Annotated in this window: 23 protein-coding genes; 4 read left to right on the forward strand and 19 right to left on the reverse strand. The window is 63.0% G+C overall.

Annotation, left to right across the window (positions count from 1 at the left end; all coding sequences use genetic code 11):
* Positions 1–109 precede the first annotated feature (109 nt).
* On the reverse strand, positions 110–1,063 hold the full coding sequence (gene mutM, locus ACED88_RS08060) for a bifunctional DNA-formamidopyrimidine glycosylase/DNA-(apurinic or apyrimidinic site) lyase (RefSeq protein WP_449109291.1): 954 nt from the start codon (positions 1,061–1,063) through the stop codon (positions 110–112).
* A gap of 165 nt (positions 1,064–1,228) precedes the next feature.
* Between mutM and ACED88_RS08065 the strand changes: the two genes are divergently transcribed.
* Positions 1,229–2,737, forward strand: coding sequence for an amino acid permease (locus ACED88_RS08065; protein ID WP_449109292.1), 1,509 nt, complete (start codon positions 1,229–1,231; stop codon positions 2,735–2,737).
* 101 nt (positions 2,738–2,838) lie between these two features.
* On the opposite strand, the gene rnc is transcribed toward ACED88_RS08065, so the two are convergent.
* From rnc to coaD, 4 genes are all read right to left on the reverse strand, one after another.
* Positions 2,839–3,522, reverse strand: coding sequence for a ribonuclease III (gene rnc, locus ACED88_RS08070; RefSeq protein ID WP_237185935.1), 684 nt, complete (start codon positions 3,520–3,522; stop codon positions 2,839–2,841).
* A 10-nt stretch (positions 3,523–3,532) separates the two neighbouring features.
* On the reverse strand, positions 3,533–3,736 hold the full coding sequence (gene rpmF / locus ACED88_RS08075; RefSeq protein WP_135011069.1) for a 50S ribosomal protein L32: 204 nt from the start codon (positions 3,734–3,736) through the stop codon (positions 3,533–3,535).
* A 33-nt stretch (positions 3,737–3,769) separates the two neighbouring features.
* On the reverse strand, positions 3,770–4,252 hold the full coding sequence (locus ACED88_RS08080; protein ID WP_185174525.1) for a YceD family protein: 483 nt from the start codon (positions 4,250–4,252) through the stop codon (positions 3,770–3,772).
* 169 nt (positions 4,253–4,421) lie between these two features.
* Entirely contained in the window at positions 4,422–4,898 is a 477-nt protein-coding gene (gene coaD, locus ACED88_RS08085) for a pantetheine-phosphate adenylyltransferase (RefSeq protein WP_449109293.1), read from the reverse strand.
* 155 nt (positions 4,899–5,053) lie between these two features.
* On the opposite strand from coaD, the gene ACED88_RS08090 reads away from it, so the two are divergent.
* On the forward strand, positions 5,054–6,271 hold the full coding sequence (locus ACED88_RS08090) for an aminotransferase class I/II-fold pyridoxal phosphate-dependent enzyme (protein ID WP_449109294.1): 1,218 nt from the start codon (positions 5,054–5,056) through the stop codon (positions 6,269–6,271).
* Between the two features lie 3 nt (positions 6,272–6,274).
* Here ACED88_RS08090 and ACED88_RS08095 read toward each other — a convergent pair whose 3' ends face one another.
* From ACED88_RS08095 to ACED88_RS08120, 6 genes are all read right to left on the reverse strand, one after another.
* Positions 6,275–6,892, reverse strand: a complete 618-nt coding sequence (locus ACED88_RS08095) for an LURP-one-related/scramblase family protein (protein ID WP_449109295.1) — start codon at positions 6,890–6,892, stop codon at positions 6,275–6,277.
* Between the two features lie 14 nt (positions 6,893–6,906).
* The gene (gene rsmD, locus ACED88_RS08100; protein ID WP_449109296.1) at positions 6,907–7,467 is read right to left on the reverse strand and encodes a 16S rRNA (guanine(966)-N(2))-methyltransferase RsmD; all 561 of its coding nucleotides are present in this window, start codon (positions 7,465–7,467) and stop codon (positions 6,907–6,909) included.
* A 209-nt stretch (positions 7,468–7,676) separates the two neighbouring features.
* Positions 7,677–10,232: an ATP-dependent DNA helicase RecG gene (locus ACED88_RS08105; RefSeq protein WP_449106988.1), complete on the reverse strand. Its 2,556-nt coding sequence runs from the start codon at positions 10,230–10,232 to the stop codon at positions 7,677–7,679.
* Positions 10,232–11,203 (reverse strand): DAK2 domain-containing protein, encoded by a 972-nt coding sequence (locus ACED88_RS08110; protein WP_449106987.1) that lies wholly within the window; start codon positions 11,201–11,203, stop codon positions 10,232–10,234. The genes ACED88_RS08105 and ACED88_RS08110 overlap by 1 nt, the downstream gene beginning before the upstream one ends.
* Positions 11,184–12,227, reverse strand: a complete 1,044-nt coding sequence (gene thiL / locus ACED88_RS08115; RefSeq protein ID WP_449109297.1) for a thiamine-phosphate kinase — start codon at positions 12,225–12,227, stop codon at positions 11,184–11,186. Before thiL ends, ACED88_RS08110 begins: the two co-directional genes overlap by 20 nt.
* A 7-nt stretch (positions 12,228–12,234) precedes the next feature.
* Positions 12,235–12,624 (reverse strand): hypothetical protein, encoded by a 390-nt coding sequence (locus ACED88_RS08120; RefSeq protein ID WP_449109298.1) that lies wholly within the window; start codon positions 12,622–12,624, stop codon positions 12,235–12,237.
* A gap of 745 nt (positions 12,625–13,369) precedes the next feature.
* Here ACED88_RS08120 and ACED88_RS08125 point away from each other — a divergent pair.
* Entirely contained in the window at positions 13,370–13,885 is a 516-nt protein-coding gene (locus ACED88_RS08125; protein WP_449109299.1) for a DUF3515 family protein, read from the forward strand.
* A 102-nt stretch (positions 13,886–13,987) separates the two neighbouring features.
* Here ACED88_RS08125 and ACED88_RS08130 read toward each other — a convergent pair whose 3' ends face one another.
* The 6 genes from ACED88_RS08130 to leuC all read right to left on the reverse strand — a co-directional run bounded on the left by ACED88_RS08130 (position 13,988) and on the right by leuC (position 20,651).
* Positions 13,988–15,115: a D-alanine--D-alanine ligase family protein gene (locus ACED88_RS08130; protein WP_449109300.1), complete on the reverse strand. Its 1,128-nt coding sequence runs from the start codon at positions 15,113–15,115 to the stop codon at positions 13,988–13,990.
* Positions 15,116–15,155: 40 nt separating this feature from the next.
* A complete protein-coding gene (locus ACED88_RS08135) occupies positions 15,156–16,247 on the reverse strand; it encodes an NAD(P)H-dependent glycerol-3-phosphate dehydrogenase (protein ID WP_449109301.1) in 1,092 nt (363 codons plus the stop codon).
* A 26-nt stretch (positions 16,248–16,273) separates the two neighbouring features.
* A complete protein-coding gene (locus tag ACED88_RS08140; protein ID WP_449109302.1) occupies positions 16,274–17,047 on the reverse strand; it encodes a lysophospholipid acyltransferase family protein in 774 nt (257 codons plus the stop codon).
* Position 17,048: 1 nt separating this feature from the next.
* On the reverse strand, positions 17,049–18,371 hold the full coding sequence (gene murA / locus ACED88_RS08145) for a UDP-N-acetylglucosamine 1-carboxyvinyltransferase (RefSeq protein ID WP_135013844.1): 1,323 nt from the start codon (positions 18,369–18,371) through the stop codon (positions 17,049–17,051).
* A gap of 218 nt (positions 18,372–18,589) precedes the next feature.
* A complete protein-coding gene (leuD, locus tag ACED88_RS08150; protein WP_237223257.1) occupies positions 18,590–19,183 on the reverse strand; it encodes a 3-isopropylmalate dehydratase small subunit in 594 nt (197 codons plus the stop codon).
* Between the two features lie 46 nt (positions 19,184–19,229).
* Positions 19,230–20,651: a 3-isopropylmalate dehydratase large subunit gene (gene leuC, locus ACED88_RS08155; RefSeq protein ID WP_431463929.1), complete on the reverse strand. Its 1,422-nt coding sequence runs from the start codon at positions 20,649–20,651 to the stop codon at positions 19,230–19,232.
* 220 nt (positions 20,652–20,871) lie between these two features.
* Between leuC and ACED88_RS08160 the strand changes: the two genes are divergently transcribed.
* A complete protein-coding gene (locus ACED88_RS08160) occupies positions 20,872–21,588 on the forward strand; it encodes an IclR family transcriptional regulator (protein WP_135013841.1) in 717 nt (238 codons plus the stop codon).
* 69 nt (positions 21,589–21,657) lie between these two features.
* Here ACED88_RS08160 and ACED88_RS08165 read toward each other — a convergent pair whose 3' ends face one another.
* Both ACED88_RS08165 and ACED88_RS08170 read right to left on the reverse strand, forming a co-directional pair.
* Positions 21,658–23,373, reverse strand: a complete 1,716-nt coding sequence (locus ACED88_RS08165; protein WP_449109303.1) for a dynamin family protein — start codon at positions 23,371–23,373, stop codon at positions 21,658–21,660.
* A gap of 15 nt (positions 23,374–23,388) precedes the next feature.
* A complete protein-coding gene (locus ACED88_RS08170; RefSeq protein WP_449109304.1) occupies positions 23,389–25,185 on the reverse strand; it encodes a GTPase in 1,797 nt (598 codons plus the stop codon).
* Between the last annotated feature and the right edge of the window lie 130 nt (positions 25,186–25,315).

Below are 25,315 nucleotides of genomic sequence, written 5' to 3' on the forward strand. Positions count from 1 at the left end.
CCGACAGTCAGCTGGACCGGGGCTGGCGGTGAATTGGGCGAGCGCCCCGCGCGAGACCAAGAGGGTTGCTGGCCTAGGCGCTCTGCCTGTCTTTCTGCTCCATGCGCAGTTACACTCCACGGGGCTTTCTCTGGCAATGGGGGCACCGGTAGGAGCTCCTTCCTCCGAAGGGCTCCCGCACCATCAGCGAGGTGCGCCCCGCTTCTAGGCAGCGGGGGCAGGGCTGGCCTGCCTGCCCGTAGGCATTGAGGGACCGGTCAAAGTAGCCCGATTCCCCGTTGACATTGACGTAGAGGGCATCGAAGCTAGTGCCGCCCTGGGCTAAGGCATCCCGCATAACCGTGCGCGCGGCGTCCACCAGGTCCCGGGCGGTTGAGGCTGGAATACTCTTGGCCGGTTTAGCGTAGTGCAGGCGGGCTCTCCAGAGGGCTTCGTCGGCGTAGATGTTGCCTACCCCGGAGATAGCGCTTTGATCGAGCAGGAGCTTTTTGATGCCGGTGGAGGTGCCCAGCATGGTGCGTCTGAACTGCCCAAAGTCGAAGTAGGGGTCAAGCGGGTCACGGGCGATGTGGGCAACAGCCTGCGGGATCAGGGGCAGGCCCAGGGCGGACGCGGACGCCCCCGGCACCGGCTCCCCGGCTGCGTTGCGCGCGGGCAGCAGGGGGCTTACAAACATTCCGCCGAAGATGCGCTGGTCCACAAAGCGCAGGGTGAGCGGGGCTTCGCGCCCGCTCTCGTCGGTGGCTCCTGCTAAGTCTATGAGCACCTTGAGGTGTTTTTCTGCCGGTAGCTCGGGGGCTTTGAGCAGAACCTGCCCGCTCATGCCCAGGTGAATGACCAGGGCGAACTCCTCGTTGCCCTCAAAGAGCAGCCAGAGGTACTTGCCGCGTCTAGCCACATCCGCCACGCGCAGGCCCGTCAGCAGCCGCTCGAAATCCACCGGCCCGGGCTCGTGGCGCCGCACCGAGCGTCCGTCCACTACCTGCACGCGTTCCATCACCGCACCAAGGATGTGCCCGGCTAGGCCCCGGCGGACCACCTCGACCTCGGGTAACTCCGGCATATTCACTCCGCCTTTCCAAAAATGAAAAAATATGCACCGCGTGGTGCCCACATATTGAACATATCAGGTGCAGAATAGACCCTGTGCATTCTCACCTGTCACCAGCCTACTGATATATGGCGGGCGGCAGGGGCAGAACCAACCCTTCTGTAAAAGGAGAGACTTTTGTCGACACCCCCAACCCCCACGGGGCAGCACGCTGATGCGCCGTCCTTCGCCCACGAGCAAGAGGGCTTCCAGCAGGGCCTCAAGCCCCGGCAGATTCAGATGATTGCCATGGGCGGGTCCATCGGAACCGGCCTCTTTCTCGGCGCGGGCGGACGCCTGCACGACGCCGGCCCCTCCCTCATCTTCCTCTACGCGATCGCAGGTTTTTTCGGCTACCTGATTCTGCGGCAGCTGGGTGAGCTGGTCAGCTACCGCCCCTCGTCCGGCTCCTTCGTGAGCTACACCCGCGAATTCTACGGCGAAAAATGGGCATTCTTCGTGGGCTGGATGTACTGGTTCTCCTGGGCAGCCACCGCCATCGTCGATGCCACCGCTATCGCTATCTACTTCAACTGGTTCGGCCAGTACATACCGGCTATTGAGCAGATAGACCAGTGGGTTGTGGCCCTGGTCGTCATCGTCGTAGTGGTCTCAATGAACCTGATTTCGGTCAAGATCTTTGGTGAGCTCGAGTTCTGGTTTGCCCTTATCAAGGTGGGCTCCCTGCTGCTTTTCATGGTGATCGGCATCTTCTTCGTCATCTTCGGTACCCCCACAGGTTCCCCCGTGGGCTTTACCCATATCGCCGAGTCCGGCTTCCTCCCCAACGGCCTGCTGGCTGCCCTGGTGGTCTCCCAGGGCGTTATCTTCGCCTACTCCGGTATTGAGCTGGTTGGCACAGCCTCGGGTGAAATCAAGGACCCCCGCAAGGCTATCCCCAAGGCCATCAATACCGTGGTCTGGCGTATCGCCCTCTTCTATGTAGGCTCCGTACTGCTGCTCTCCCTGCTGCTACCCTACGACGCCTACTCAGCTGACGAGTCCCCCTTCGTCACCTTCTTCGGTTCCATCGGGGTCGACTACGCTGCCCCCATCATGCAGCTGGTGGTCATTACCGCAGCGGCCTCATCGCTGAACGCGGGTCTCTACTCCACCGGCCGTATCACCCACTCCATGGCCATGAACGGCTCAGCTCCCCGCTTCACCGGGGCTATGAGCAAGTCGGGTGTGCCCATCGGAGGTATCCTGCTCACCGGTGCCGTGGCCCTGCTCGGTGTGGCCATCAACTACTGGAAGCCCTCAGAGGCCTTTGAGATCGTCCTCAACATCTCGGCTGTCTGTATTGTGATTGGCTGGATGGCTATCACCCTACCCCACCAGCGCTTTGTGGCCATGGCCCGCCGGGGTGAGCGCGTCCGCCCCGAGTATCAGGCTCCCCTAGCGCCCGTCACCAACTGGCTCACCATGGCCTTCCTGGTGGGTGTGCTGGTGCTCATCGCCTTCGACTACCCCATCGGCACCTACGCCCTGGCAGCCATGCTTCTGGTAGTGCCCGTGCTGGTGGTTGGCTGGCTGGCCGTCCGCAAGCGAGTACGGGCTCTGGCAGCCGAGCGTTTAGAGCAGGCTCCTACCCAGACCACCTCTATCAACATTGTGGGTAGGGACGACGAAATTGGCCTGCCCTAGCCGCAGCAAGGCATCAGCCTGATAGCACGACAAGAGGGGCGGCCCCACCGATATCTTTCGGTGGGGCCGCCCCTCTTTGTGTAGGTAAAGTCTTGCCTGCCCTAGCCGTAGACCCTGTAGTAGGCCTGTTCGGCAGCCATACGCTCGGCTTCCTTCTTGCTGGTGCCCTTGCCCTGCCCCATGACCTTACCGGCCAGGAGAACCTTGGCGGTGTAGCGGCGGGCGTGGTCGGGGCCGGTGCCCTCAACCTCGTAGACGGGCTCGCCGGTACCCTGGGCGGCAGCGTATTCCTGGATTTCGGTCTTCCAGTCGCGCCCGATGTTCAGGGTCTTGTTATCATCCAGCAGGTGGGAGGTGTGGGCCAGCACCAGCTGGTGGGCGGCCTCAGGGCCGTGCTTCATATACACGGCACCGAAGACGGCCTCCATGGTGTCAGCCAGAATGGAGTCCTTATCGGCACCACCGGTTTTCTTCTCGCCCTTACCCAGGCGGACGCAGGGCCCCAGCTTGAGACTGCGGGCCAGGTTGGCCAGGGTTCGGGTAGAAACAATCACGTGGTGGCGCTTGACCAGCTCACCCTCGGGCAGGTCAGGGAACTTCTTGTAGAGCTCTGAGGCGACGGCCAGGGACAGCACGGAGTCGCCCAGGAATTCTAGGCGCTCGTTGTGGGGTATGCCGCCGTTTTCAAAGGAGTAGGAGCGGTGAGTCATTGCAAGCTGAAACGTCTCGGCATCGAGGTCGATACCGAGACGTTTCAGAAACTCTTGTGATGCAGAGTTAGTCATAAGGCGCGAATTAGGCGTCAGCTACCTTGCGGCCCTTGTACTCGTAGAAGAGTTCGTTGCCAGCTGAGTCAGTCACGAGCTTTGCCTGGTGGGGCAGGGAGTAGGTGACGCGACCGTTTTCTACGGTCTTGACCAGCTGAGGAACGGAAGCCTTCCACTGGGAACGGCGGGCGCGGGTGTTAGCACGGGACATTTTCCGCTTGGGAACAGCCACAGCTATCTCTTTTCTCTTGTTGCTTTATAAGTTTTATTTGTCGTTCGCATCGAGCAGCGCTGATAGCGCGTTCCACCGGGGGTCGATGACCTCATGGTGGTGCTCAGGGTCGTCCTCTAGGCGTGCGCCGCATTCGGAGCACAGGCCCTGGCAGGAGTCACTGCAAACAGGTTGGAACGGCAGTTGAAGAATCACTGCGTCCCGCAGCGCCGGTTCGAGATCAATTTCATCGTTCTCTACGGCGTACTGCTCATCTACTTCATCTTCGGGGCCGCCTTCGGGGGCCTTCTCGAAAACAAAAAGCTCTTGAACATCGGCTGTAACATCAAAGTCAACCGGGTCTAGGCAGAGGCTGCATTCACCGGAAACGGTGACAGTTGCAGTACCAGTTACCAAGATACCATCTGAAACGGATTCCAGGCGAACATTGAGGTCAATGTCGCTGCCTTCTTCCGCCTCAATCAGAGCGTTGCCAAAGTCGCTTGGCGCTGGCAGAACTTCATCAAGGGTCTCCATTGCGCCCGGGCGATGAGCTAGATCTCGAACCGAGATCTTAAGGGGCGATGAATCTTTTCGTGAAATGACGAACTCCCTATCGAATGTTTTAAACCAAGTACCTATTTTAGGGGCTTAAGACCGGCCGAATCAAGCGCTCTAGGTTTAACCTCTTGTTTGGCTGACCACATTAATGCTCGGGGTAGAGGGCCCGCTGCACCGCGCGCGGGACGAAAGCCCGCACGTCCCCACCGAAGCCTGCGACCTCTTTAACGATGGTCGATGAGATGTGGTTGTACTTGGGGTCCCCGGCGATAAAGCTGGTTTCAACCCCGGCGATGTGCCGGTTCATCGAGGCCATGGGAGCCTCGTATTCATAGTCGGCGGTATTGCGCAGCCCCTTCACAATGAGCACGGATCCCTGGTCGCGCACGAAGTTAGCCAGCAGCTCCCCCTCGGGTAGCACCCTGGCACTCACCCCGTCGAAGAGGGCGAAGGTTTCCTCAACCATGGCGACGCGCTCTTCGAGGGTGAAGCGGTACTTTTTCTTGGAGTTGTGGGAGACCGCGACGATGACGTTACCGTAGATTTTTGCGGCGCGGGTGATGATTTCGACGTGACCGTTGTGGATGGGGTCAAAGGATCCGGGGCAGACAACCAATTGCATGTCTCTAGGCTACAGCAGGTTGGTTAGGTATGACACACTAAGTCACGCTCTCTTGGGCAACAGGGGTAGGCCGGTAATCTTGGGTTCAGACAAAGATACGGACGCCCGCCCTGCACGTACGGCGGTGGGCTAGACGAGAGCGGGGTGGGCACCAGATGGCCACTGGGAAGAAGCAACGGGCCTTTGAACGGGTTGGGCTAGCGGCCGGGCTGATGGGGGCGGACGGCCACTGGCGCTCTACCATCTTCGAAGAGATGTCGGCCCTTGCCCACCGATACGATGCCCTGAACCTGGGGCAGGGTTTTCCAGATACGGACGGCCCCGCAGAGATGCTTGATGCCGCAGCGCAGGCCCTAGCGGGCGGAGTCAACCAGTACGCCACCATTGCGGGTAACCCCGCCCTGCGGCAGGCCATTGCCGAGCACCAGCAGCGTTTCTACGGGCTCACCCTCAACCCCGATACCCAGGTCACGGTAACCGCCGGCGCCTCTGAAGCCCTGGCAGCTACCATTGCGGCCCTAGTAGAACCTGGCGACGAGGTTGTTCTCTTCGAACCCTACTACGACCTCTACCCTGCCGCTGCCGCCCTAGCCGGGGCGCGCGTCCGCACCGTTCCGCTCGTGCCACCCACCTTTGAGCCAGACCTGGACGCCCTCGAAGCAGCTTTTTCTGACCGCACAGCCCTGGTGGTGGTCAACGACCCGCACAACCCTACAGGTATGGTCTTCTCAACCGAAGCAAAGACTAAGATCGTGGAGCTGGCGACCAGGTTCGACGCTGTGATTCTGGCTGACCAGGTCTACGAGCACCTGGTCTTTACCGGCCCCTACCAGCCCATTCAAACCCTGCCAGGGGCGGCGGAGCGCACGGTGGCGGTTTCAGCGATTTCGAAGACCCATTCGGCCACCGGCTGGCGGGTGGGGTGGATGACCGGACCAGAAAACCTTATACTCCCCATCCGCCTGGTGAAGGGCTATTTCACGCACTCTGCGGCCGCTCCCCTGCAGGCAGCTGCGGCTGTTGGCGTGGGCCTGGGTGATGACTTCTATACCGGCGTGCAGGCCCGGTACGCCCAGCAGCGGCGCATTTTGGTGGAAAACCTAGCGGGCTCACCGTGGGAGGTAACTCCCCCGGCAGGTACCTTCTTCGCGGTAGCCGATGTGTCGCGGGTCCTGGCTGAGCGGGGCCTGACCTCAGCAGAAGAGCTCTGCCACCTGCTTCCCGAGCAGGCCGGGGTCGCACTGATTCCGCTAACCGCCTTTACGACCGAGGCCTACCGGCAGCGGGTGCAGACCTATGTGCGTTTTGCCTTCTGCAAACGCCCTGAAGTACTACAGGACGCCGCCACCCGCCTGCGCACCTATAGCGGCTAAGCCCTAGTTGCGGGCGTCCTTTGCCCGGATGAGGTCAAGGGCAACCAGGCCGCCCAGCATGGCCAGGCGCACGGGTTCGGGGGCGCCGGGGTCGAAGTTCACCCCGTAGCGGCTCTTACCGCGCAGCCCCGCCACCAGGCCGCCCCATTCGCGGGCAACGCGGGCAGCTACATGGCCGTTAACCGTGATGTTGAAGTCGTACTCGAAGAGGCTACCTTCGAGCTCCAGGGTGAGGCCCGGCAGCTCGATGGTGAGGCGCTTGCGCATGAAAGAGAACTGCTTTTGCACGTGGGCGAAGAGGGAGCCATCGGGGTTTAGCAGTTCGTAGCGGTCCAGGCCAAAGTCAAAGGGGTCAACGATCTTGAGAAGAAGGTTCCCGTTACTGTCGACCAGGTCAAAGGTGCGGTTGCCCTTGAGCAGGCGGCCTGCGGTTGAGCCGGTGGTGAGCACCCGGCCGAGCACACGCCCGTCCTGACTCTGCATCTCAAAGTCATTGCTCATGAAGCTGCGGGTTTGCTGCACCACCAGGGTATTTTCGGTCAGCAGGGGCGCGGATGCCCCCTGGCTCGTTTCTGGGGTCGGCTGGGGCTGATAACCGGGGTCGTTTGTGTTCTCACTCATAGTTCTACCCTAAACTAGACGGCGGGCTCCACATAGTAGAGCACGGTCTCACCGTATTTTTTCTCGGCAAACTTTTCAAGGCCTTCAGGCCAGGTGGGCTCGTCGGTGCGGGAAGCCCGTTCAACCACCACCACTGCCCCCTCGGTCAGGCGGGGCGCCAGCAGGGCCAGCAGCTCTTCGAGTTCGCTGTTGGTCACGGCGTAGGGCGGGTCGATAAAGACCAGGTCCCAGGCAGACGCCCCCGCCGAAAGGTAGGTGCGGGCCGTCATCTTATGCACGCGGGCAGTGCCCCCGGCAGTCTTGCCCACGGTGGCGATGTTTTTTTCGATGACGGCAACGGCCTTGGGGTAGTGGTCCACGAAGTCCACATGGGAGGCCCCGCGTGAAAGGGCTTCGCAGCCCAGGGCACCCGAGCCGCCGAAGAGGTCGAGGGCGCGCACGCCGTCCAGCATGTTGTAGGTATCCAGGCGAGAAAAAAGGGCTTCTTTGACCCGGTCGGTGGTGGGGCGGGTGTTATCACCGGGGACGTTGGCTAGGCGCAGGCCGCCTGCGGCTCCTGCAATGATGCGGCTCATTCGGCTGCGCTCCGCTCATAGTGGTAGAGGGTGGGACTGTTATAAGGGTACCGGTAGGGCTGGTGAGAACAAAGAGAAGGTTAGATATGGGTGACCGGTGACGGAGGGCCCGCCGGGCACTTGAGTTGACCGCATTTATTCTGGTTTATCCGCAACTAGTTGCGGATAAACCAGAATAAATGCGGGGGGGGTCTATGCCTTGACCAAGCCTATCCGCGCCCCAGGAAGGCCTCGCGGTCGGCGTCGAGGGCCCGGTCGATGGTGCGGGCCAGGTCGGGGTGTTTGGCCAGAGTGGGGTCAGCCTCAATAATTCCGGAGGCGTCCTGCCGGGCCCGCTCAATGAGCTTGGCATCGGTCAGGGCACGCAGCAGCTTGAGGGTGGACTTCTTCCCTGACTGGGCAGCACCGAGAATATCGCCTTCGCGCCGCTGCTCCAGGTCAACCCGCGAAAGCTCGAAGCCGTCGGTGGTAGCCGCTACCGCTGCCAGCCGCTCCCGACTGACGCCGTCCGCCGGCTGCTTGGTAACCAGCAGGCAGGTGCCGGGCAGGGAGCCGCGGCCAATGCGTCCGCGCAACTGGTGGAGGCCAGAAATACCAAAGCGGTCGGCGTCCATAATGATCATGAGGGTTGCGTTGGGCACGTTCACGCCCACCTCAATCACGGTGGTAGACACCAGCAGATCAATGCGACCGGCGGAGAATTCGGTCATGACCCGGTTCTTCTCGGCAGTATCCATGCGCCCGTGTAGCCCCTCGATGCGCACCCCGGCCAGGGTGGGGACGTCCTCGAGCTCCTCCAGGGTGCTCTCGACCGAGGCCAGCGAACCGCGGGCGCTCTCCCCCGCCGCGGCTTGAGACCCCAGCCCTTTACCGGTGAGCCCACTCGCCCCGAAGAGGGTCTGGCCTGCCTCGGCGTCACCGGGGGTATCGGCCCCGCCGATTTTGGGCACCACCACGTAAACCTGGTGCCCGGCGTCAATTTCTTCGCGGGCGCGGGCCCAGATGCGGTCGGCCCAGCGGGGGTGCTCTGCCAGCGGCACTACGTGGGTGGTAATTTTTTGGCGGCCGGCCGGTAGCTGGTCAAGCACCGAGGTATCGAGATCGCCAAAGACGGTCATGGCGACGGTACGGGGTATGGGGGTGGCGGTCATGACCAGCCGGTGGGGCAGCTCCCCGCCGGGACCGCGCAGGGCATCGCGCTGTTCAACGCCAAAGCGGTGCTGCTCATCGACCACGACCAGCCCGAGGTCGGCAAAGGTCACCGAGTCTCCGAGCAGGGCGTGGGTACCAATGACGATGTCTGCCTCACCCGAGGCGATAGCCAGCAGGGCTTCCCGTTTAGCCTTGGTTTTGAGGGAGGCGGTCAGCAGCACGACGCGGACGCCCGCCCCGGAGCTGTCCTGAGGGGCCAGCATATCGCCCAAAATCTCGCAGACCGACCGGTAGTGCTGTTCAGCCAGCACCTCGGTGGGGGCCAGCATAGCCGACTGGGCACCGTTATCTGCCACCTGCAGCATGGCGCGCAGGGCCACTACGGTTTTACCCGAGCCTACGTCCCCCTGGAGCAGGCGGTTCATGGGGGAAGAGCTGGCCAGGTCAGAGCGGATTTCTGCACCCACGGCCTGCTGGCCCTCGGTCAGCTGATAGGGCAGGGCTTCCAGCAGGGCGTCCGCGAAACCGCCCTCTACATAGGGGCGGGCAACGGTCTGGTGGGCGGCTCGGGCTGCACGAATACGGGCAAGAGCGGCCTGCAGCACGAAGGCCTCGCGGTAGCGCAGGGAGTGATGGGCTGCCCGCCAGGTTTCTTCGGTATCGGGGGTGTGCACGGCCCGGTAGGTCCATTCCAGGGATGGGATCTTGCGGCTCTTACGCACGGTAAAGGGGACGGGGTCTTCGAGCTCCTTGAGGTTGATGCGCTCAATCAGGGTCTCGATGGCTGCGGCCACCTTATCGGTGGGGAACTTGGGGCTGGCCTTATAGACCGGTATGGGGGCGGACGCCCGCGCGGCGGCCCGCTCTATCGCTTCGGCGCTGGCGCCGGGGGCGGCGGCCAGTTCTTTTCCGGCGATGACGGCGTAGTGGGGGTTGGTCAGGGTGATTTCGCCCCGGTAGGAGCCCACCTTGCCCGAGAACATGACCTGGTCGCCCTCGTGAATGTCTCGGGCTGCTGTCCAGGCGTTGAAGAAGCTCAGGGTCATGGTGCCGCTGGCGGTGAGTGAGTAGGGTTCAGCTGCATAGCCACCGAAAACGTCGCCCATGTGGTAGCTGGACGGGGTGCCCGGTTGCTGGGTGCCGCTGTAGCCCCCAGCGTTGCCGTGTAGGCGGGGATTGGTGTATCCCGGGGTGTAGGACGCCGGTGGAGCCGCCCCCCGGTAGGCGTTGGGGTTGGGAGGCTGCCAGGTGGGCTCGAGCTGACCAACCTGATCCAGCTGATCCGTAATGGTGACCTCTGTGATGGACCCGCGCCGCGATGCCATCTGCCGGGTGGTTACCCGAACGACCCTAGCAATGATGGTGGCTTCGCTGCCCTCTACCAGGGATGAGAAGGGGGTGAGTTCCCCGCGGGGCAGGTATTTGCGGGGGTAGTAGTCCAGTGCCTGGCCCACGGTTTCTAGCCCCAGGTGGGTCTTAAAGGACTTGGCCAGGGTTGCCCCCAGGTAGTCGGCCAGGGGGGCGTTATCCAGGCGGTCTTCTGCGGCGTAGCGGGCTAGGGCGTCCTTTGCCTGCTCGCTTAGTTCCGGGGTCTTGCGTTGACGGGCTGCCATTAGGGGTTAGATTCCTGGTGGGTTTCCCGGTGGGCGGGGTCATCCAGGGAGGTGGTTCGTACGTTGAGGGGGTTGCCCGCAGCGCGGAGGAGGGCCAGGGCGTCCTCGGCCTCGGGGACGTGCACGTGGATAGCCCACAGGGCCTCATTCCCTGCTTCGACCTGGGCGATGGAGACCGAGTCCCCGACCGTCTCTAAGGCGCTGCGCAGCTGGGTTACTTCGAGCACCGGAAGATAAATCTCGCACATAACCTCGATGCGGGCTTCTGCCGCCGAGCGCTGCCGAGTGCTTCGGGGCGGTAAGGACGCCGCCCCCACCTGGAGCAGGTCGCGGTAGGTGGCCTGCGGGGCGGCCCCCAGCAGCTCTGTTGCCAGGGCTACTAAGACCAGGTGCAGGCCCAGGGCTCCGGAATCAACCCAGCCGTTACGGGCGTGGTCTGCTTCGGTGGTAGCTCGCAGGGCAGCCTCTGAGACGGCCAGTAGGGTCGTGAGGTAGACCTGCCAGGGGTTCTCTTCATCGGTAGGATCTGGCAGCGAGCAGGTGGCAAGAGCCTGCATGAGGGTGAGCATGGTGCCGTCGGCGGGCTGGCTCAGAGCGGCGGACGCCTGCTGGGCCCCTCGTTCCCAGGCAGCGGCGAGCGCCTGCGGGGTCAGGGGGCGGACGGTGGAGGGCGGCAGCTGCCCGGCCTCCCCCAGTTCTTCAGCTAGACCCAGGAGCCAGACAGCTAGCAGGGTTCCAGAGTTTCCCCTGGCCCCGCGCAGGGCTGCCCGGGCAGCGATAGCGAGGGTGGGCTCGTCCGCCATGCCAGCGGTGTCGGCGGCCCGCCCGAGGGTGGCGACCATGTTGGCCCCGGTGTCGGCATCGGCCACGGGGAAGACGTTAATGCGGTTGAGAAGGGATCTGTGCTCCACCAGCTGGGTGCGAGCGCGCAGTAGCCAGTTCAGCCACCAGTCAGCGGGAACCTGCCTCAAAGTGATCCCATCCTTTCGCGGTGTAGGTGCGGCCGTCGACGGTAATTCCGTTGCCTGCCTGTACCGTACCAATTCTAGTAAATCCGGGCGGCATCTGTGCAGGTGGGCAGGTGCCTAGTAGGCCGTGGTCTTCCCCGCCGGTCAGTACCCAGCGTAGGGCTTGGGCGTCCGCCTGTTCGGGAGTGCCTGCGGTGAGCAGGGCTGCAGCAGGGCCTACCCTGTTGGCCCAGGGAGCCAGGGCCGTCGAGTCGAGGTCAAGGGCCACACCGGAGGCCGCTGCAATACGGCCGCCGTCGCGCACCAGCCCGTCGGAGACATCCATGAGGGAGGTCAGGTAGGGGGCGCCTTCCGGCCCCAGGTGTAGGGGCGAGCGGGGGCGCTGCTGGGCGCGGACGCAGGCAGTCAGCTCTTCGGTGGCGGTGAAGGGGGCTGAGTCGAGCAGGGCTAGGCCGGCAGCGGCGGTGCCCAGGGCACCGGCGAAGACTACGGCGTCCCCGGGGCAGGCTCCGCTTCGGGTGATAGGCCGGTCGGTCAGGCCCACGGCGGTAACAGTTACCGAGATTTCGCTGCCGGAGCCCATATCACCACCGGCAATTGTGCAGGTAGTAGCTCCCTGGGCGGTGCAGGATTCGGTGAGCCCCCGGGCAAAGTCCTGCACCCAGCTCACGGGGGTATCAGGGGTCAGGGTAAGGGACACCAGTAGGGTGACCGGGGTTGCCCCCATAGCTGCGATATCGGCCAGGTTCTGGGTGGCGGCTTTCCAGCCCACTTCAAACCCGCCGGTTGTGTAGCCCGAGGGCCAGCTGAGGCGGAAGTCCTGGTTTTCGGTTTGGGTGTCAGTGCTCATGACGGTCAGCCCGCCCCGCAGATCGAGGGCAGCGGAGTCGTCCCCCGGCCCCAGAACCAGGGTGCCGGGGGCACCCAGCTCGGCGCGGACGTCCGCCGCCCGCTCATTGTGCTCGGCCAGCACGGGCATAAACAGGGCAAGAAGCTGGCCCTCACTCACCTGGGCAACGGTCTGCATAGGGCTCCTAGTTCCTGGGCGCGCGGTTACGCCATACAAAGTTAAAGACCACCAGGGCCAGGCCCGCCGTAGCAAGACCCGTAAAAATAATGAGGGGGCGGGCACCGTTCATAATGGTGCCACCTCGCTGGAAGGCGCTACTACCGGCAACAGCTCCCGCCTGATGCCCCTGGGTCTCTGCCCCGGCCACCCCCGCTGCCTGGTTGGGATCAGCCGATGAAGATGCTTCGCTCTGGGCTCCCGATACGTTTAAGAACCCCTCCATCCATTCGGGGCCTCCCGCGTAACCGGGGGTTTGCTGGCTAGAGAAAATACCCAGCACCGTTCCATCCACGGGAAAGAGTTCTAGCTGACTGTCGCCTGAGCCCAGTCGACTCGAAGCCTGGGCTCCAGCCACACTACTAGCGAGGGTAGAGGGTACAGGGACTTCTTGAGCCGGCACTTGTGTTCCACTGTTGGCAGTCTGGTCTTCTCCCCCGGTTGCAGGAGATGAAGGGGAGGTGCCCCTCGGCACTGAGGAATCAGCGGTTGTCTGAGGGGACGGATCAACGGCAGGCGGGGCTGAGGGGCTCTCGGCGGGTATCTCAGGTAAGCCTGCTGCTCCACCGGTTACATCGGGGCCGGGTCTATCACCCGGTGCGTCTGGCAGTTGAATTTCAGACTCGCTGGGGGCAGGCTCTGGATCTGCCGATGGTACCGGGTCGCTGGTGGGTTCCGGTGGAGCTGGCTCAGATGAGCTAGGCACTGGGGTGGAGCTAGGTTGAGGAGCGCCAGAGCTGATAGCTTCAGAAGAAGCAGTTTCATCCGGTGTTTGTACCGGGCTAGGGTTCTCCGTACTCTCGGTGCTCGGGGCTGCGGTTGAAGGAGTCGTCACATTGGCTGTAGAGCTAGCAGACGGTTCAACAGCAAAAGCGGCCTGGGGGCTGGTGAGAACCTGCCCCGCCACCAAAGCTAAGGGGCCCAGAGTCGCAGCAAGAGCAGCCCCGGTCACACACGTCTTTCGCTCCACAGCCGCTCCTTTCATCGCTGTTACATCGGTCTACCTTGGGCAGTTACCCTACCCACCCTACCGAATCTGCTCTCCCCCGGCTAGCAGGCAGCGTGCTGGCATGCTGCCACGGCGAAAGTTATACAATAGCCAGGTGAGAACACCGCACAAACCCCTCGTCCTCGTCCTGACCGCTCTAGGCCTGACCGGCTGCGGGGCAGGTGCCGTCAACCTTGAACCGGCCCCAGACGCCGCCAACCCCACCTGCGCCTATGCCCTGGTTGCTATGCCCGATACCGTGAGCGGCCTGGCGCAGCGCGAAACCACCGCCCAGGCCACCACCGCCTGGGGTGACCCCAGCGCCGTCATTCTCAAGTGCGGGGTCGAGCTCGGCACAGCCCCCGTCTCAGATACCTGTGTCTCGGTCAACGGCGTTGACTGGATCGTCAAGCCCGCCGACGAAGAACTCGCTACTGCCACCGAGCAAACTGCCACCGGCACCTGGGTTGCCGAAACCTTCGGCCGCGACCCCGCCGTGCAGGTAACCTTCGACGCTGACCGGGTATCGTCGTCCACCGTCCTTGCAGAAGTATCGTCAGCCGTCGCCCAGATACCCCAGCAGATGCAGTGCACCAATGTCGATGACACCCTCACCGGTGTCGACAGCTAAACGAAAAACCTCCGTCAGCAAACCCCCAATACCATCTCAGGTATCGGGGGTTTCGTTGATATCTAGAAGCAGGGGCTTACCCCAGTGCCGCGCTGAGGGCTCCTAGCGCAGACCCAGGGGACGCTCCAGGGCCAGAGAAATCAGCTCGTCAATCAGCTCACCATAGGCCAGACCGGTGTTCTCCCACATGGTCTTATACATAGAAATCGGGGTAAAGCCGGGCATGGTATTGACCTCGTTAATCACCAGGCGGCCGTCCTCGGTGTAGAAGAAGTCAGCGCGGCACAGGCCCTCACCATCAACAGCCAGGAAGGCCTCAACAGCTAGCTGGCGCATCCGCTCAGAAACCTCAGCGGGCAGGTCGGCCGGGCAGCGGGTCTCAGCGGAAGTCTTCGACACGTACTTGGCCTCAAAATCATAGAAACCGTGCTGCTCATCAACCACCACGATCTCACCGGGGTAGGAAGCCCGAGGCAGCTCAGAGCGGTGCCCATCGAGCACAGCGCACTCAATCTCACGGCCCACAATACCGGCCTCAATCACCAGCTTGGGGTCGTGGGCCTGGGCCTCGGCAATCGCCGCATCGAGCTGGTCCGCCGAATCAACCTTAGTAATACCGAAGGACGAACCCGCACGAGCAGGCTTCACAAAGACCGGGTAGCCCAGCTTTTCGATGCGCTCGCGTGCACCTGCCTGGTCAAGCACCCACTGGCGGTGGGTCACAACCTCATAGGGCCCAACCTCTAGGCCAGCGGCCTCAAAAGCCACCTTCATGAAGTGCTTATCCATACCGATAGCAGATGAGGCTACTCCGCAGCCCACGTACTTCAAATCTGCCATTTCCAGCAGGCCCTGCACGGTGCCGTCCTCTCCGAAGGGTCCGTGGAGCAGGGGGAAGACCACGTCGATAGCCGGGCCCATCTCAACGCTGGTGGCATCGGCGGAGTCGATCAGGCGTAGGCGGTTGTCGCCGCCGCCCAGGGGCAGGAAGACCTGCTTGCCCTCAGCGGGGAATTCCGCCAGAGCGGTAGCCTCGGTCAGCTCGACCAGGGCTGCCTCGTCGGTCAGGTACCAGCATCCGTCCTTAGTGATACCGATAGTGACCACGTCGTACTTCTCGTGGTCGATAGCCCCGAGGACGCCTCGGGCGGTAATCAGTGAGATGGAGTGCTCGGACGAGCGCCCACCGCACAGCAGGGCGACGGTAGGTTTGGTGCTGGTTTCGGTCATAACGTCCTTTGGTTTCGTGTGGGGCTCAGCCCCGTCTGCCCTAGCTGGCTGCCGGGGTGCTTTCCTCAGATTTGAGGGAGCGGCCCAGCAGGGCGGGGGCTAATTCTTCAACAGATATTCTACGGTCGAGCACAGCGGTGACCGCTTCGGTAATGGGCATTTCTACCCCCACTTTTCGCGCGAGTTCTGCCACAACGGGGGCAGATTTAATAGACTCGGCGGTCTGAGTCATCACGGTGTGTAGCTGGTCAGGGGCAATGCCTTCGGCCAGCAGACGCCCGGCGGTATGGTTGCGGGAAAGCGGTGAGGCGCAGGTGGCAATAAGGTCGCCCATACCTGCCAGGCCACTCATGGTCTCGCTCTTACCGCCAAGGGCCAGGGCCAGGCGGGTGGTCTCGGCAAGACCCCGGGTCATGACCGAGGCCTTGGAGTTATCACCGTACTGCTTGCCCTCGCACATACCCACGCAGAGAGCAATGACGTTCTTGACCAGCCCGCCAATTTCTACGCCCACAATATCGGTGTTGGTGTAGGGGCGGAAATAGTCAGCGGCACAGATAGCGGCAACCGCCTGTGCGGTTTGCTCGCTTTGAGCGGCAACCACGCTGGTGGTGGGCTGCTCCGCAATAATCTCCTTGGCCAAGTTGGGCCCGGAAAGCACGGTAACGCGCCCCGGCACAGCCTCAATCGTTTCGGGGGCAGCTCCGCTGGCGATCAGGTGCCCCTGGAGCACCTCAATCATGACCTCGCTCATGCGCAGGCCTGTGCCCATTTCTAGGCCCTTGGCGAGAGACACCAGCAGGGCGTCTTCTTCCATCAGGGGGGCAAAGACCTCAAGCTGGGAGCGCAGTACCTGGGCCGGAATAGCCAGCACCACAATGCTGGCCCCGGTCAGGGCTTCAGCGGCATCGGCCGTCATGACCATGCTATCGGGGAGCTTAACCCCGGGGAAGTAGCCCTCGTTGGTGCGGCTCTGCTGCATGGCTTCCATCGTGTTGGGGTTACGCCCCCACAACACGACCTGTCGGTCGGCGCCTGAGCTGGCAGCGGCGTCCGCAACAACCTTGGCAAAAGCGGTGCCCCAGCTACCTGCTCCAAGAACAGCGATTTTCTGGTGCTTCACATCGGTCATGGGTGCGTTACCTCCCCCTTGTGTGGTTACTGGTCAGGTGACTGGCGGACGTCCAAAACGGCGTTCCAGCGCCCGGCAGGGGCTTTCTCGCCGCGCAGGTCCTCAAGCAGGGCGGTAACGTCGTCGAGCATGCGGTTGGTGACGGCGGCCAGCTCGTCGTGGGTGTAGCGGGCACCGTCTTCGCGGCGCTGGACCAGGTCGCTGAAATCGACCGGGTCGCCCACCACAATCTTGACCTTCTTACGGGGCCAGCTGAAGCGGGGCTTGCCGCGGCGGGGCCAGAAGTCCTGGTCGCCCCAGTGGGCTACCGGGTAGACCGGGGCGCCGGTGGCCAGGGCCAGGCGGGCTGCCCCCGATTTACCGGTCATGGGCCACATGTCGGGGTCCTTGGTCAGGGTGCCCTCGGGGAAGATAATGACCGCTCCCCCGGCGTCCAGAACATTCTGGGCAACTTCAAGAGACTGTCCGGCCCGGGCTGAGCCGCGGGCAACCGGGATATGGGCGCACTGGCGCATGAGCCAGCCCAGCACCGGCACCCTAAACAGTGCTTCTTTAGCCAAGAACCGGGGCAGCACGCCCTCAAGGAAGAGGGGGTAGGCTGCGGTAATCGGGTCTACCACAGTCAGGTGGTTTGAGACCACGATAAACCCGCCGGTCTTGGGTAGTTTCTCCCGCCCCTCAATCTGCGCCTTCATGGGCAGGTTGTAGAGGGGGCGCAAGAGCGTACCGGCTACGGTGTAGACCGCGTCCCCCATCTTGGTGGGCTTGATATCACTCAAAGAAGCGCTGTTCTTGCTCATCTTAGGCAGTGACCTCGAAGTTAGCGCCCAGGGCGGTGAGCTTATCAACGAAGTGCTCGTAGCCGCGGGAGATCACGGAAACACCGGTGACGTTTGAGGTGCCTTCAGCGGTCAGGGCAGCAATCACGTGGGAGAAGCCACCGCGCAGGTCGGGCACGTTGATGTCGGCCCCGCGCAGGGGGGTCTTACCTGTGATGATGGCTGAGTGCTTGAAGTTCTGGTGGCCGAAGCGGCAGGGGGTGGGGCCCAGGCAGTCTTTGTGCAGCTGCACGGTAGCGCCCATACGAACCAGGGCGTCGGTGAAGCCGAAGCGGTTCTCGTAGACGGTCTCATGAACAACAGAGACGCCCTTAGCCTGGGTCATGGCGACAACCAGGGGCTGCTGCCAGTCGGTCATGAAGCCGGGGTGCACGTTGGTTTCAACGAAGAGGGGGTTCAGGTCGCCGCCCTGGTGGAAGAATCGGATGCCCTCGTCGGTGATGTCCAGACCGCCGCCCAGCTTGCGGTAGACGTTGATGAAGGTGGAGAGGTCCTTCTGGTTGGCGTTGCGTACGAAGATGTCGCCGCCGGTCGCCAGTGCTGCTGACGCCCAGGAGGCTGATTCGTTGCGGTCGGGCATGGCCACGTGGTTGAAGCCGGTCAGTTCGTCGACGCCCTCGATGATAATCTGGCGGTCGGTTTCGACGGTGATGATGGCGCCCATCTTCTGCAGGATAGCGATGAGGTCCATGATCTCGGGTTCGATGGCAGCGCCGGTCAGCTCGGTCTTGCCCTTGGCGCGGGAAGCGGCCAGCAGGACCTGCTCGGTAGCACCCACTGAGGGGTACTCCAGGTTGATCTGGGCGCCCTTGAGCCCGTCTGCGGGGGCCTTCATGGAAATGCCGGTGGGCAGCTTCTCAATCTTGGCGCCGAACTTTTCGAGCACGCGCAGGTGCCAGTTGATGGGGCGGTCACCAATCTTGCAGCCGCCCAGGTCGGGAATGAAGGCCTCACCGATGGTGTGCAGCAGGGGGCCACAGAGCAGAATCGGGATGCGGGAGTCGCCTGCGTGCACCTCAATGTCGGTGTGGTTGGCTACAGAGACCTTTGAGGGGTCCATGCGCAGCTCGCCGGCCTGCATGTTGTAGTCCACCGAAACGCCGTGCAGCTCAACCAGGTCGGTAACGACCTGCACGTCCTTGATTTCGGGAACATTGCGGAGCACCGAGGGGGTGGAGCCCAGCAGGGCGGCAACCATGGCCTTGGGGACCAGGTTCTTAGCACCGCGGACGTTTACCTCGCCCTTCAGAGGGGTGCCACCTTCAATACGCAGTGCGCTGACCATGTATGTCCAATCGTCAAACTACTAGGGTGTTGATTCGCGTTACTTTACGCGTCAATTCTCGTTTACCAACTTTACCCCACTTAGGTGCACTGGTTGTTGTACAGGCGGTGTTCTTAGCCATACCACAGCTATTACTTATCTAGACGGGCCAGGCAGAACACCAAACGGACGCCGGTGCTCGGGGCACGGCGTCCTTTGGGTTAAGCTGTGGGCGGGTTTTACAGCTGCTGGGTGCGGGGCAGCCAGGCGGGGCGCTTGGCCTCGTAGGCGGTGATAGCGTCCTCGTGCTGCAGGGTTAGGCCGATGTCGTCCAGGCCCTCCATCAGGCGCCAGCGCACGTAGTCGTCAATCTGGAAGGGCACGGTCAAAGCACCGACAGTGACGGTCTTTTCTTCCAGGTCAACGGTGACTTCGGTGCCGGGTTCGGCCTCTAGCTGCTTCCAGATCAGTTCGATGTTGTCCTGGTCCACCTGGGCAGCGACCAACCCCTGCTTGCCGGAGTTACCGCGGAAGATATCAGCGAAACGAGCTGAGATGACCACGCGGAAACCGTAGTCCTTGAGCGCCCAGACCGCGTGCTCGCGGGATGAGCCGGTGCCAAAATCGGGGCCGGCAACCAGCACTGTACCGTGCCTGTAGGGCTCCTGGTTGAGGATAAAGTTCTCGTCCTTGCGCCAGCCAGCGAACAGGGCGTCGTCGAAGCCGGTCTTGGTCACGCGCTTGAGGTAGACGGCGGGGATAATCTGGTCGGTGTCGACGTTAGAGGCACGCAGGGGCACGCCAACGCCGGTGTGCTTCTTAATGGGTTCCATGAAAAATCCGTTCCACCCGGGCTTACCGGGTTCATTCAAAGAGGGCCTACAGGTCTGCCGGTGATGAGAGAGTGCCACGGATGGCGGTAGCGGCGGCGACCAGAGGGGAAACCAGGTGGGTGCGTCCGCCCTTACCCTGGCGTCCTTCAAAGTTGCGGTTGGAGGTCGAAGCGCAGCGTTCGCCGGGGGCCAGCTGGTCGGGGTTCATGCCCAGGCACATGGAGCAACCGGCAAAACGCCAGTCGGCGCCGAAGTCCTTGAAAATCTGATCCAGGCCCTCTTCTTCGGCCTGGGCTCGTACCTTCTGGGAGCCGGGGACAACCATCATGCGCACGCCCTCAGCCAGCTTCTGGCCCTTGACGATTTCGGCGGCAGCGCGCAGATCCTCGATGCGGGAGTTGGTGCAGGAGCCCAGGAATACCACGTCCACGGGGATATCCTTCATGGGGGTACCTGCGGTCAGGTCCATGTATTCCAGGGCGCGGGCAGCAGCCTTCTGCTCGTTTTCGTCCTCGAAGTCCTCGGGGAAGGGCACAGCCTGGGAGAGAGGGACGCCCTGGCCCGGGTTGGTGCCCCAGGTGACGAAGGGTTCAAGCTCGTCGGCATTGATGAAGACCTCGCGGTCGAAGGTTGCACCCTCGTCGGTGGGCAGGGTCTTCCAATACTCAACGGCGGCGTCCCAGTTCTCACCGGTCGGTGCGTGGGGGCGGCCCTTGACGTATTCAAAGGTGGTCTCGTCGGGAGCGACCATGCCGGCGCGGGCACCGGCTTCAATGGACATGTTGCAGATGGTCATGCGGCCCTCCATCGAGAGAGCACGAATAGCCGAGCCACGGTATTCCAGCACATAGCCCTGGCCACCGCCGGTACCGATTTCGGCGATAACAGCCAGGATGATGTCCTTAGCGGTGACGCCGGGCTTGAGGGTGCCCTCAACGTTGATGGCCATGGTCTTGAAGGGGGCCAAGGGCAGGGTCTGGGTAGCCATCACGTGCTCCACCTCAGAGGTACCGATACCGAAGGCCAGGGCGCCGAAAGCGCCGTGGGTTGAAGTGTGGGAGTCACCGCAGACCACGGTCATGCCGGGCATAGTCAGACCCAGCTGGGGGCCCACCACGTGCACGATACCCTGCTCTTTATCACCCAGGGAGTGAATACGTACCCCAAATTCCTCAGCATTGCGACGCAGGGTTTCAATCTGGGTGCGGGAGGTCAGGTCAGCGATGGTGGAGAAGATGTTCTCGGTGGGAGTGTTGTGATCCTCGGTTGCGATGGTGAGGTCGAGGCGACGCAGGGGGCGCCCTTCAAGGCGCAGGCCCTCAAATGCCTGGGGTGAGGTCACTTCGTGGACCAGGTGCAGGTCGATGTAGAGCAGATCGGGCTTGCCGTCTTCACCGGGCACTACAGTGTGCGCGTCCCAGACCTTCTCTGCCAAGGTTCGCGGGGTATGGTCGGTAATACCAGCCATGTCGTCCTCCAAAAAAATTTTCTCGTGATGCTTTAACAAGTGTGACGCGCCAAAGAAAATCTTTCCAATAAATGAACTTGCATATCAGCATATGAGAAGTCATGATAGGTTATACGGACACAATCCTTTTAGCTCTCAATCTTTCACACTCGAAAGGCCCCCACCGCACCATTCACCTGGGCCACCGCCCGGCCCACGACCACAGGCGAAAGTTACCACCATGCAAGATAACCGCAGCTCAGGCGTCGGCGTCCTCGACAAAGCCGCCCACATTCTTGACTGTCTCGAAGCAGGCCCCGCCACCCTGTCCCAGCTCGTTGAAGCCACCGGACTTGCCCGCCCCACGGCCCACCGACTGGCTGTTGCCCTCACCCACCATCGCCTCGTAGCCCGCGACGTTCAGGGCCGCTTCATGCTCGGCCCACGCCTGGGCGAATTATCCAGCGCCGCCGGTGAAGACCGTCTGATTGCCGCTGCCGGCCCCGTGCTCAATAACCTGCGCAATGTCACCGGTGAGTCCTCCCAGGTCTTCCGCCGCCAGGGTGACTGGCGCGTCTGTGTGGCTTCCGCTGAGCGTCCTATCGGCCTGCGCGACACCATCCCCGTGGGCACCCAGCTCTCCATGAAAGCCGGTTCTGCGGCCCAGATCCTCACCGCCTGGGAAGACCACGCCCGCCTGGTCGAGGGCCTGCACAACGCCCGATTCTCAGCCACCATGCTGGCAGCCGTCCGCCGCCGCGGCTGGGCCCAGTCCGTCGGCGAACGCGAACGCGGAACCGCCTCCGTTTCAGCCCCGGTGCGCTCCCCCTCCGGCAAGGTCATCGCTGCGGTTTCAATCTCAGGCCCCATCGAGCGCCTAACCCGCCAGCCCGGCCGCCTGCACGCCGAAGTAGTGTGCGAAGCTGCTGCTGCGCTGACCGAGGCCCTGCGCAGCTAAAGCCTTACTCAGCAGCTTAAACACAGAAACTCCCCGCTCACCGGTGTCGGTGGGCGGGGAGTTTTTGTTTTATCGGGCCTCGTGCAGGGCCTGGCGGTAGCCCTCTAGGCGGGCTAGCTCTTCCTGTACAGGGGCAGTGACGCAGCGGGCCGCCACATCAGCCAGGTTGGTTTCGAGCTGGCGGCGGATGTTCTTGGCATAGATACGGTGCCCCACCGCAGCCAGCCCCCGTCCCAGGGCCGCTGTCAGTATGCCTAGCAGGACGCCGGTGACCACCAGCAGGGTGGGGACGGGCAGGGGGAAGCCCTCAACTGTGGGCGGATCGGGCAGCACAATCTGGAAGTAGCCAGCAAGAGCCAGGCCGGTGAGCCAGAGCAGGCCCACAAGTGCCGTTGCCAGCCCCACCCATTGCAGGACGTTGAGCAGGTGCCACCACCAGCGTTTTTTCTGGGCATCGTAATGCACGGTAGCGGCGGCCCGCTCAATCTCGCCGGGCAGGTGGCTCTCATAGGTGCGGGCAGCGTTCCTGATGGAGTGGCTCCAGGGCTCCTCGACGCCCTGCGAAACGCTGGTGGCAAAGGTGCGCAAGGAAGTTGAGAGGGCCGCTTTCTGGGGTGCTCCCAGCGGTGGCAGGGATGACTTAGAAATGGGTGCCCCGTCGTGCTCCTTGTGCAGGCCTAGGCGTTTGAGGGGGTCGCGTTTGATTTTGAGCAGCCAGCGGGTTGCAATCCAGCCGGTAGACGAAGCAGCGTGCAGCTTATAAGAATCTGACGCGGCCTTGACCAGGGCTTCTGCACCGGAAGCAGCGTAGAAGTCGTCCTCAAGCCGGGTGGTTGCGGCAGCGGTGATGCCCGCGGGCTCTCCCCCGCCGTCCTGACCAGCCAAATCTGTGCGGACGCCCGCCAGGTCAGCTTCGATACGGGCTACCGCAGCGTTCTTGGCGACGGCCACCTGGCCGAGAATCTCGCGCAGGCGGGGTATCTGGTAGCCGGTGCGGGCAGAAACCCCCAATGGATCAGCGAGAAGGGTGGAGGTGAGCCCGTCCTGAGCCAGTAAGAGCTTGAGGGAATCCAGGACTGCGGGCACTTCGGCTTCATCCAGGCGGTCGACCTGGTTGAGCACGGCCAGGGTCACTGCCCCGTGGGCGGCTAGGGGCCGGATGAAGTCCTGGTGAATCACGGCATCGGCGTATTTTTGGGGGTCCATGACCCAGACCAGCACGTCCACGCACTCGGCCATTTTCTCTACGATTGCCCGATTGGAGGCCTCTACCGAATCGAAGTCGGGCAGGTCAAGAAGCACGAGCCCGCCGGTGGTCTGTTCGGTCTTCCCAGCTCCCACCGAACGGCGGATTTTGTTCCACATGCCCACGGTCACCGGCACATCGGCGCGGTTGAGGGCCTCTGCTGCCTGGGCGGGGTCTTCGTCCATGTAGGTGCGGTTATCTACCCCCAGCCAGTCCAGCAGGGGCTCTACCCCTTCCCTGCCCCAGATAGCGGCCTGGGCGGTAGATGTAGTGGGGCGGCGGGCAGCACTCTTGGCGATTTCTTTGCCCACGACCGCGTTGAAGAGGGTTGACTTGCCCGAACCGGTTGCGCCAAAGAAACCGATGACGGTGTGTTCGGCGGAGAGTTCACGGCGGGCTGCTGCGCGGGTGAGCACCCCTCTGGCGGTCTCGATGGTTTCGGGGTCTACTCGCCCCTCGCCCAGTTCCAGGGCGGTGGTGAGGGCATCGACGCGGCTTGCTAGGGCTGTGGTTGCGACAGCTGTATCGGTGGTGGTCACGGTGGTTACTCTCGCTTACTCGGTGTCAGTGCCGGTGAATGCTGAATCGCTGGTGGTGGAGGCGGACGCCAGCTGCTCACCTGCTCTGGTCAGGGCCTGGGCTGCTGCGGTTAGGTCAGCCGCCGAGGGGGTTTCAGGGTCAGCTGCCCCGGTCGTCTCATCAAGACGCTGGGTGAAGCGTTCCTGCTGGCTGATGAGGAGTTCCTGTATGCGCTCTTCCAGGCGGCTGCGGGCACCGGCTGCCATGCGGCGCACGGCGTCCTCACCGAAAATTGCTTCCAGCAGCTTCTGGCCAACGACGCCTGAGCCGCCAGCGATGCCAACCTCTAGGCCGGTCAGGCCGCCGGTCATGGAGAAAACCGCGACCATGAGAATTACGGCGGTGACGTTGATGCCCAGCGACATGAACCGGGCCTTTTGGCGCTTACCGGCACCTTCAGCGGCGATGATGTCCATGACATCCTGCTGCCAGGCGCGAATAGATTCAGCAACTTCTTCGGAGAAGTTCTCACCGAGGGAGGCTAGGTCGTCCCCGTTCAGCAGGGCACGACCTGCCCGGTCTTCGAGCCAGCGGCGCTGGGCGGTTTCGGCGGCCGCTGCCGCTTCTTCCATGATGACCGAGTGCAGGCCCACTTCAAGGGCCTGTTCCACCTCAACGGCACGAGTGGGCGGGGTACCCCTAAAGAAGCCGGCTACCCGGTCGCGTACCTTGCCAATGGTGGTTTCGACCTGGCGGAAAAATTCGCCGGTGCCCACAAAGTCCTGCCAGCGGGTCAGCACCTCGCCGCGGAGCATCTGCCCGTCCTGGGTGGCCTCATTCAGGTTGGCCAAGGCGCGTTCAAAGGCTGTGGTGACGTCCGCGCGCAGGCGGGTCTCGGCGTCCTGCTGTTCCCCCGCGGCCTGGGCCAGGGTAATAGCCTGCTGGGCTACCCCGCGCACGGCTCCTTCTAGGGTTCGGCGTGCGATATCTGAGCGAGCATCTACGTCAGCGCCCAGGGAGCGTAACCAGAAGATGAGCGGGGTCAGGGCAACCGAGGGCAGCAGGCCGCGCTCATCGCGTTCCTGTTCGGTTACAGAGTGAATGAGGGCGGGGGTGATACCGGCTTCGGTGAGCATGCGGGTGAGGTCGGCTTCAATTTCGTCCTCGGCACCCTCGGGTACGCGGTTGAGCACCACAGCGATGGTGATGTCGCGGGCTGCTGCCTGGCGCAGGATTTCCCAGGGCACGGCGTCGGCGTAGCGGTTGGCCGTGGTGACAAAGAGCCAAAGGTCAGCGGCGCGCAGGAGCTGCTGGGCCAGGCGGCGGTTCTCGTCTGAGACCGAGTCAAAGTCGGGGGCGTCGATCAGGGCGATACCGGCAGGCAGGGACTCTACGGGCACGGTCACCAGCTCGTCTTGGCCGCTGTGGGGGTTTGCCCCGGGCAGGGCTTCGCCGGGCGCTACCGGTACCCGCACCAGGTGGGGCAGGATTCGCTCGGGGGTGAAGGCGTCCGCATCTTCAGGGCGGTGCAGAAGGACGGGCTGGCGGGTGGTGGGGCGGATCGCGCCGGAGCGGGTGACAGGCTCCCCCATCAGGGTATTGACCAAGGTGGACTTGCCGGCACCGGTAGAGCCACCCACCACGACGGTCAGCGGGGCATCGAGGGTAGCCAGCTTAGGCAGGATGTAGTCATCGAGCTGGGTGACGGCGGTACGCGCCTCTTTGCGCGCTGCGTCGGCTGAGCCGGTAACCAGGGGGAAGGACGCCGCAGAGAGGGTATTGCGGGCATCGCGAACTGCGGTGAGAGCGGGAGTGATTGATTCGTTGTGCACGTACCCTATTCTCGCATGTTTAGCGAAAGACGCGGGGCTTGTGCAGCCAATGAGGGTTATAGGCAGAAAAGTGTGTCCCCAACACCCCCACAACCCAATCAACACAAGGCAACCAACCCCACAAGCTAGC

It is taken from the genome of Rothia sp. 11273D007AR (assembly GCF_053547255.1).

What these genes read in the sequence shown, in the direction of transcription:
- ACED88_RS08135 (WP_449109301.1), bottom strand. Translation starts at nt 16,247, where the DNA reads ATGACCGATGTGAAGCACCAGAAAATCGCTGTTCTTGGAGCAGGTAGC.
- ACED88_RS08130 (WP_449109300.1), bottom strand. Translation starts at nt 15,115, where the DNA reads ATGACCGAAACCAGCACCAAACCTACCGTCGCCCTGCTGTGCGGTGGG.
- mutM (WP_449109291.1), bottom strand. Translation starts at nt 1,063, where the DNA reads ATGCCGGAGTTACCCGAGGTCGAGGTGGTCCGCCGGGGCCTAGCCGGG.
- ACED88_RS08140 (WP_449109302.1), bottom strand. Translation starts at nt 17,047, where the DNA reads ATGAGCAAGAACAGCGCTTCTTTGAGTGATATCAAGCCCACCAAGATG.
- thiL (WP_449109297.1), bottom strand. Translation starts at nt 12,227, where the DNA reads ATGCAGACCGTTGCCCAGGTGAGTGAGGGCCAGCTTCTTGCCCTGTTT.
- ACED88_RS08090 (WP_449109294.1), top strand. Translation starts at nt 5,054, where the DNA reads ATGGCCACTGGGAAGAAGCAACGGGCCTTTGAACGGGTTGGGCTAGCG.
- coaD (WP_449109293.1), bottom strand. Translation starts at nt 4,898, where the DNA reads ATGCAATTGGTTGTCTGCCCCGGATCCTTTGACCCCATCCACAACGGT.
- rsmD (WP_449109296.1), bottom strand. Translation starts at nt 7,467, where the DNA reads ATGAGCCGCATCATTGCAGGAGCCGCAGGCGGCCTGCGCCTAGCCAAC.
- murA (WP_135013844.1), bottom strand. Translation starts at nt 18,371, where the DNA reads ATGGTCAGCGCACTGCGTATTGAAGGTGGCACCCCTCTGAAGGGCGAG.
- ACED88_RS08105 (WP_449106988.1), bottom strand. Translation starts at nt 10,232, where the DNA reads ATGGCAGCCCGTCAACGCAAGACCCCGGAACTAAGCGAGCAGGCAAAG.
- ACED88_RS08160 (WP_135013841.1), top strand. Translation starts at nt 20,872, where the DNA reads ATGCAAGATAACCGCAGCTCAGGCGTCGGCGTCCTCGACAAAGCCGCC.
- rnc (WP_237185935.1), bottom strand. Translation starts at nt 3,522, where the DNA reads ATGACTAACTCTGCATCACAAGAGTTTCTGAAACGTCTCGGTATCGAC.
- leuC (WP_431463929.1), bottom strand. Translation starts at nt 20,651, where the DNA reads ATGGCTGGTATTACCGACCATACCCCGCGAACCTTGGCAGAGAAGGTC.
- leuD (WP_237223257.1), bottom strand. Translation starts at nt 19,183, where the DNA reads ATGGAACCCATTAAGAAGCACACCGGCGTTGGCGTGCCCCTGCGTGCC.
- ACED88_RS08080 (WP_185174525.1), bottom strand. Translation starts at nt 4,252, where the DNA reads ATGGAGACCCTTGATGAAGTTCTGCCAGCGCCAAGCGACTTTGGCAAC.
- ACED88_RS08095 (WP_449109295.1), bottom strand. Translation starts at nt 6,892, where the DNA reads ATGAGTGAGAACACAAACGACCCCGGTTATCAGCCCCAGCCGACCCCA.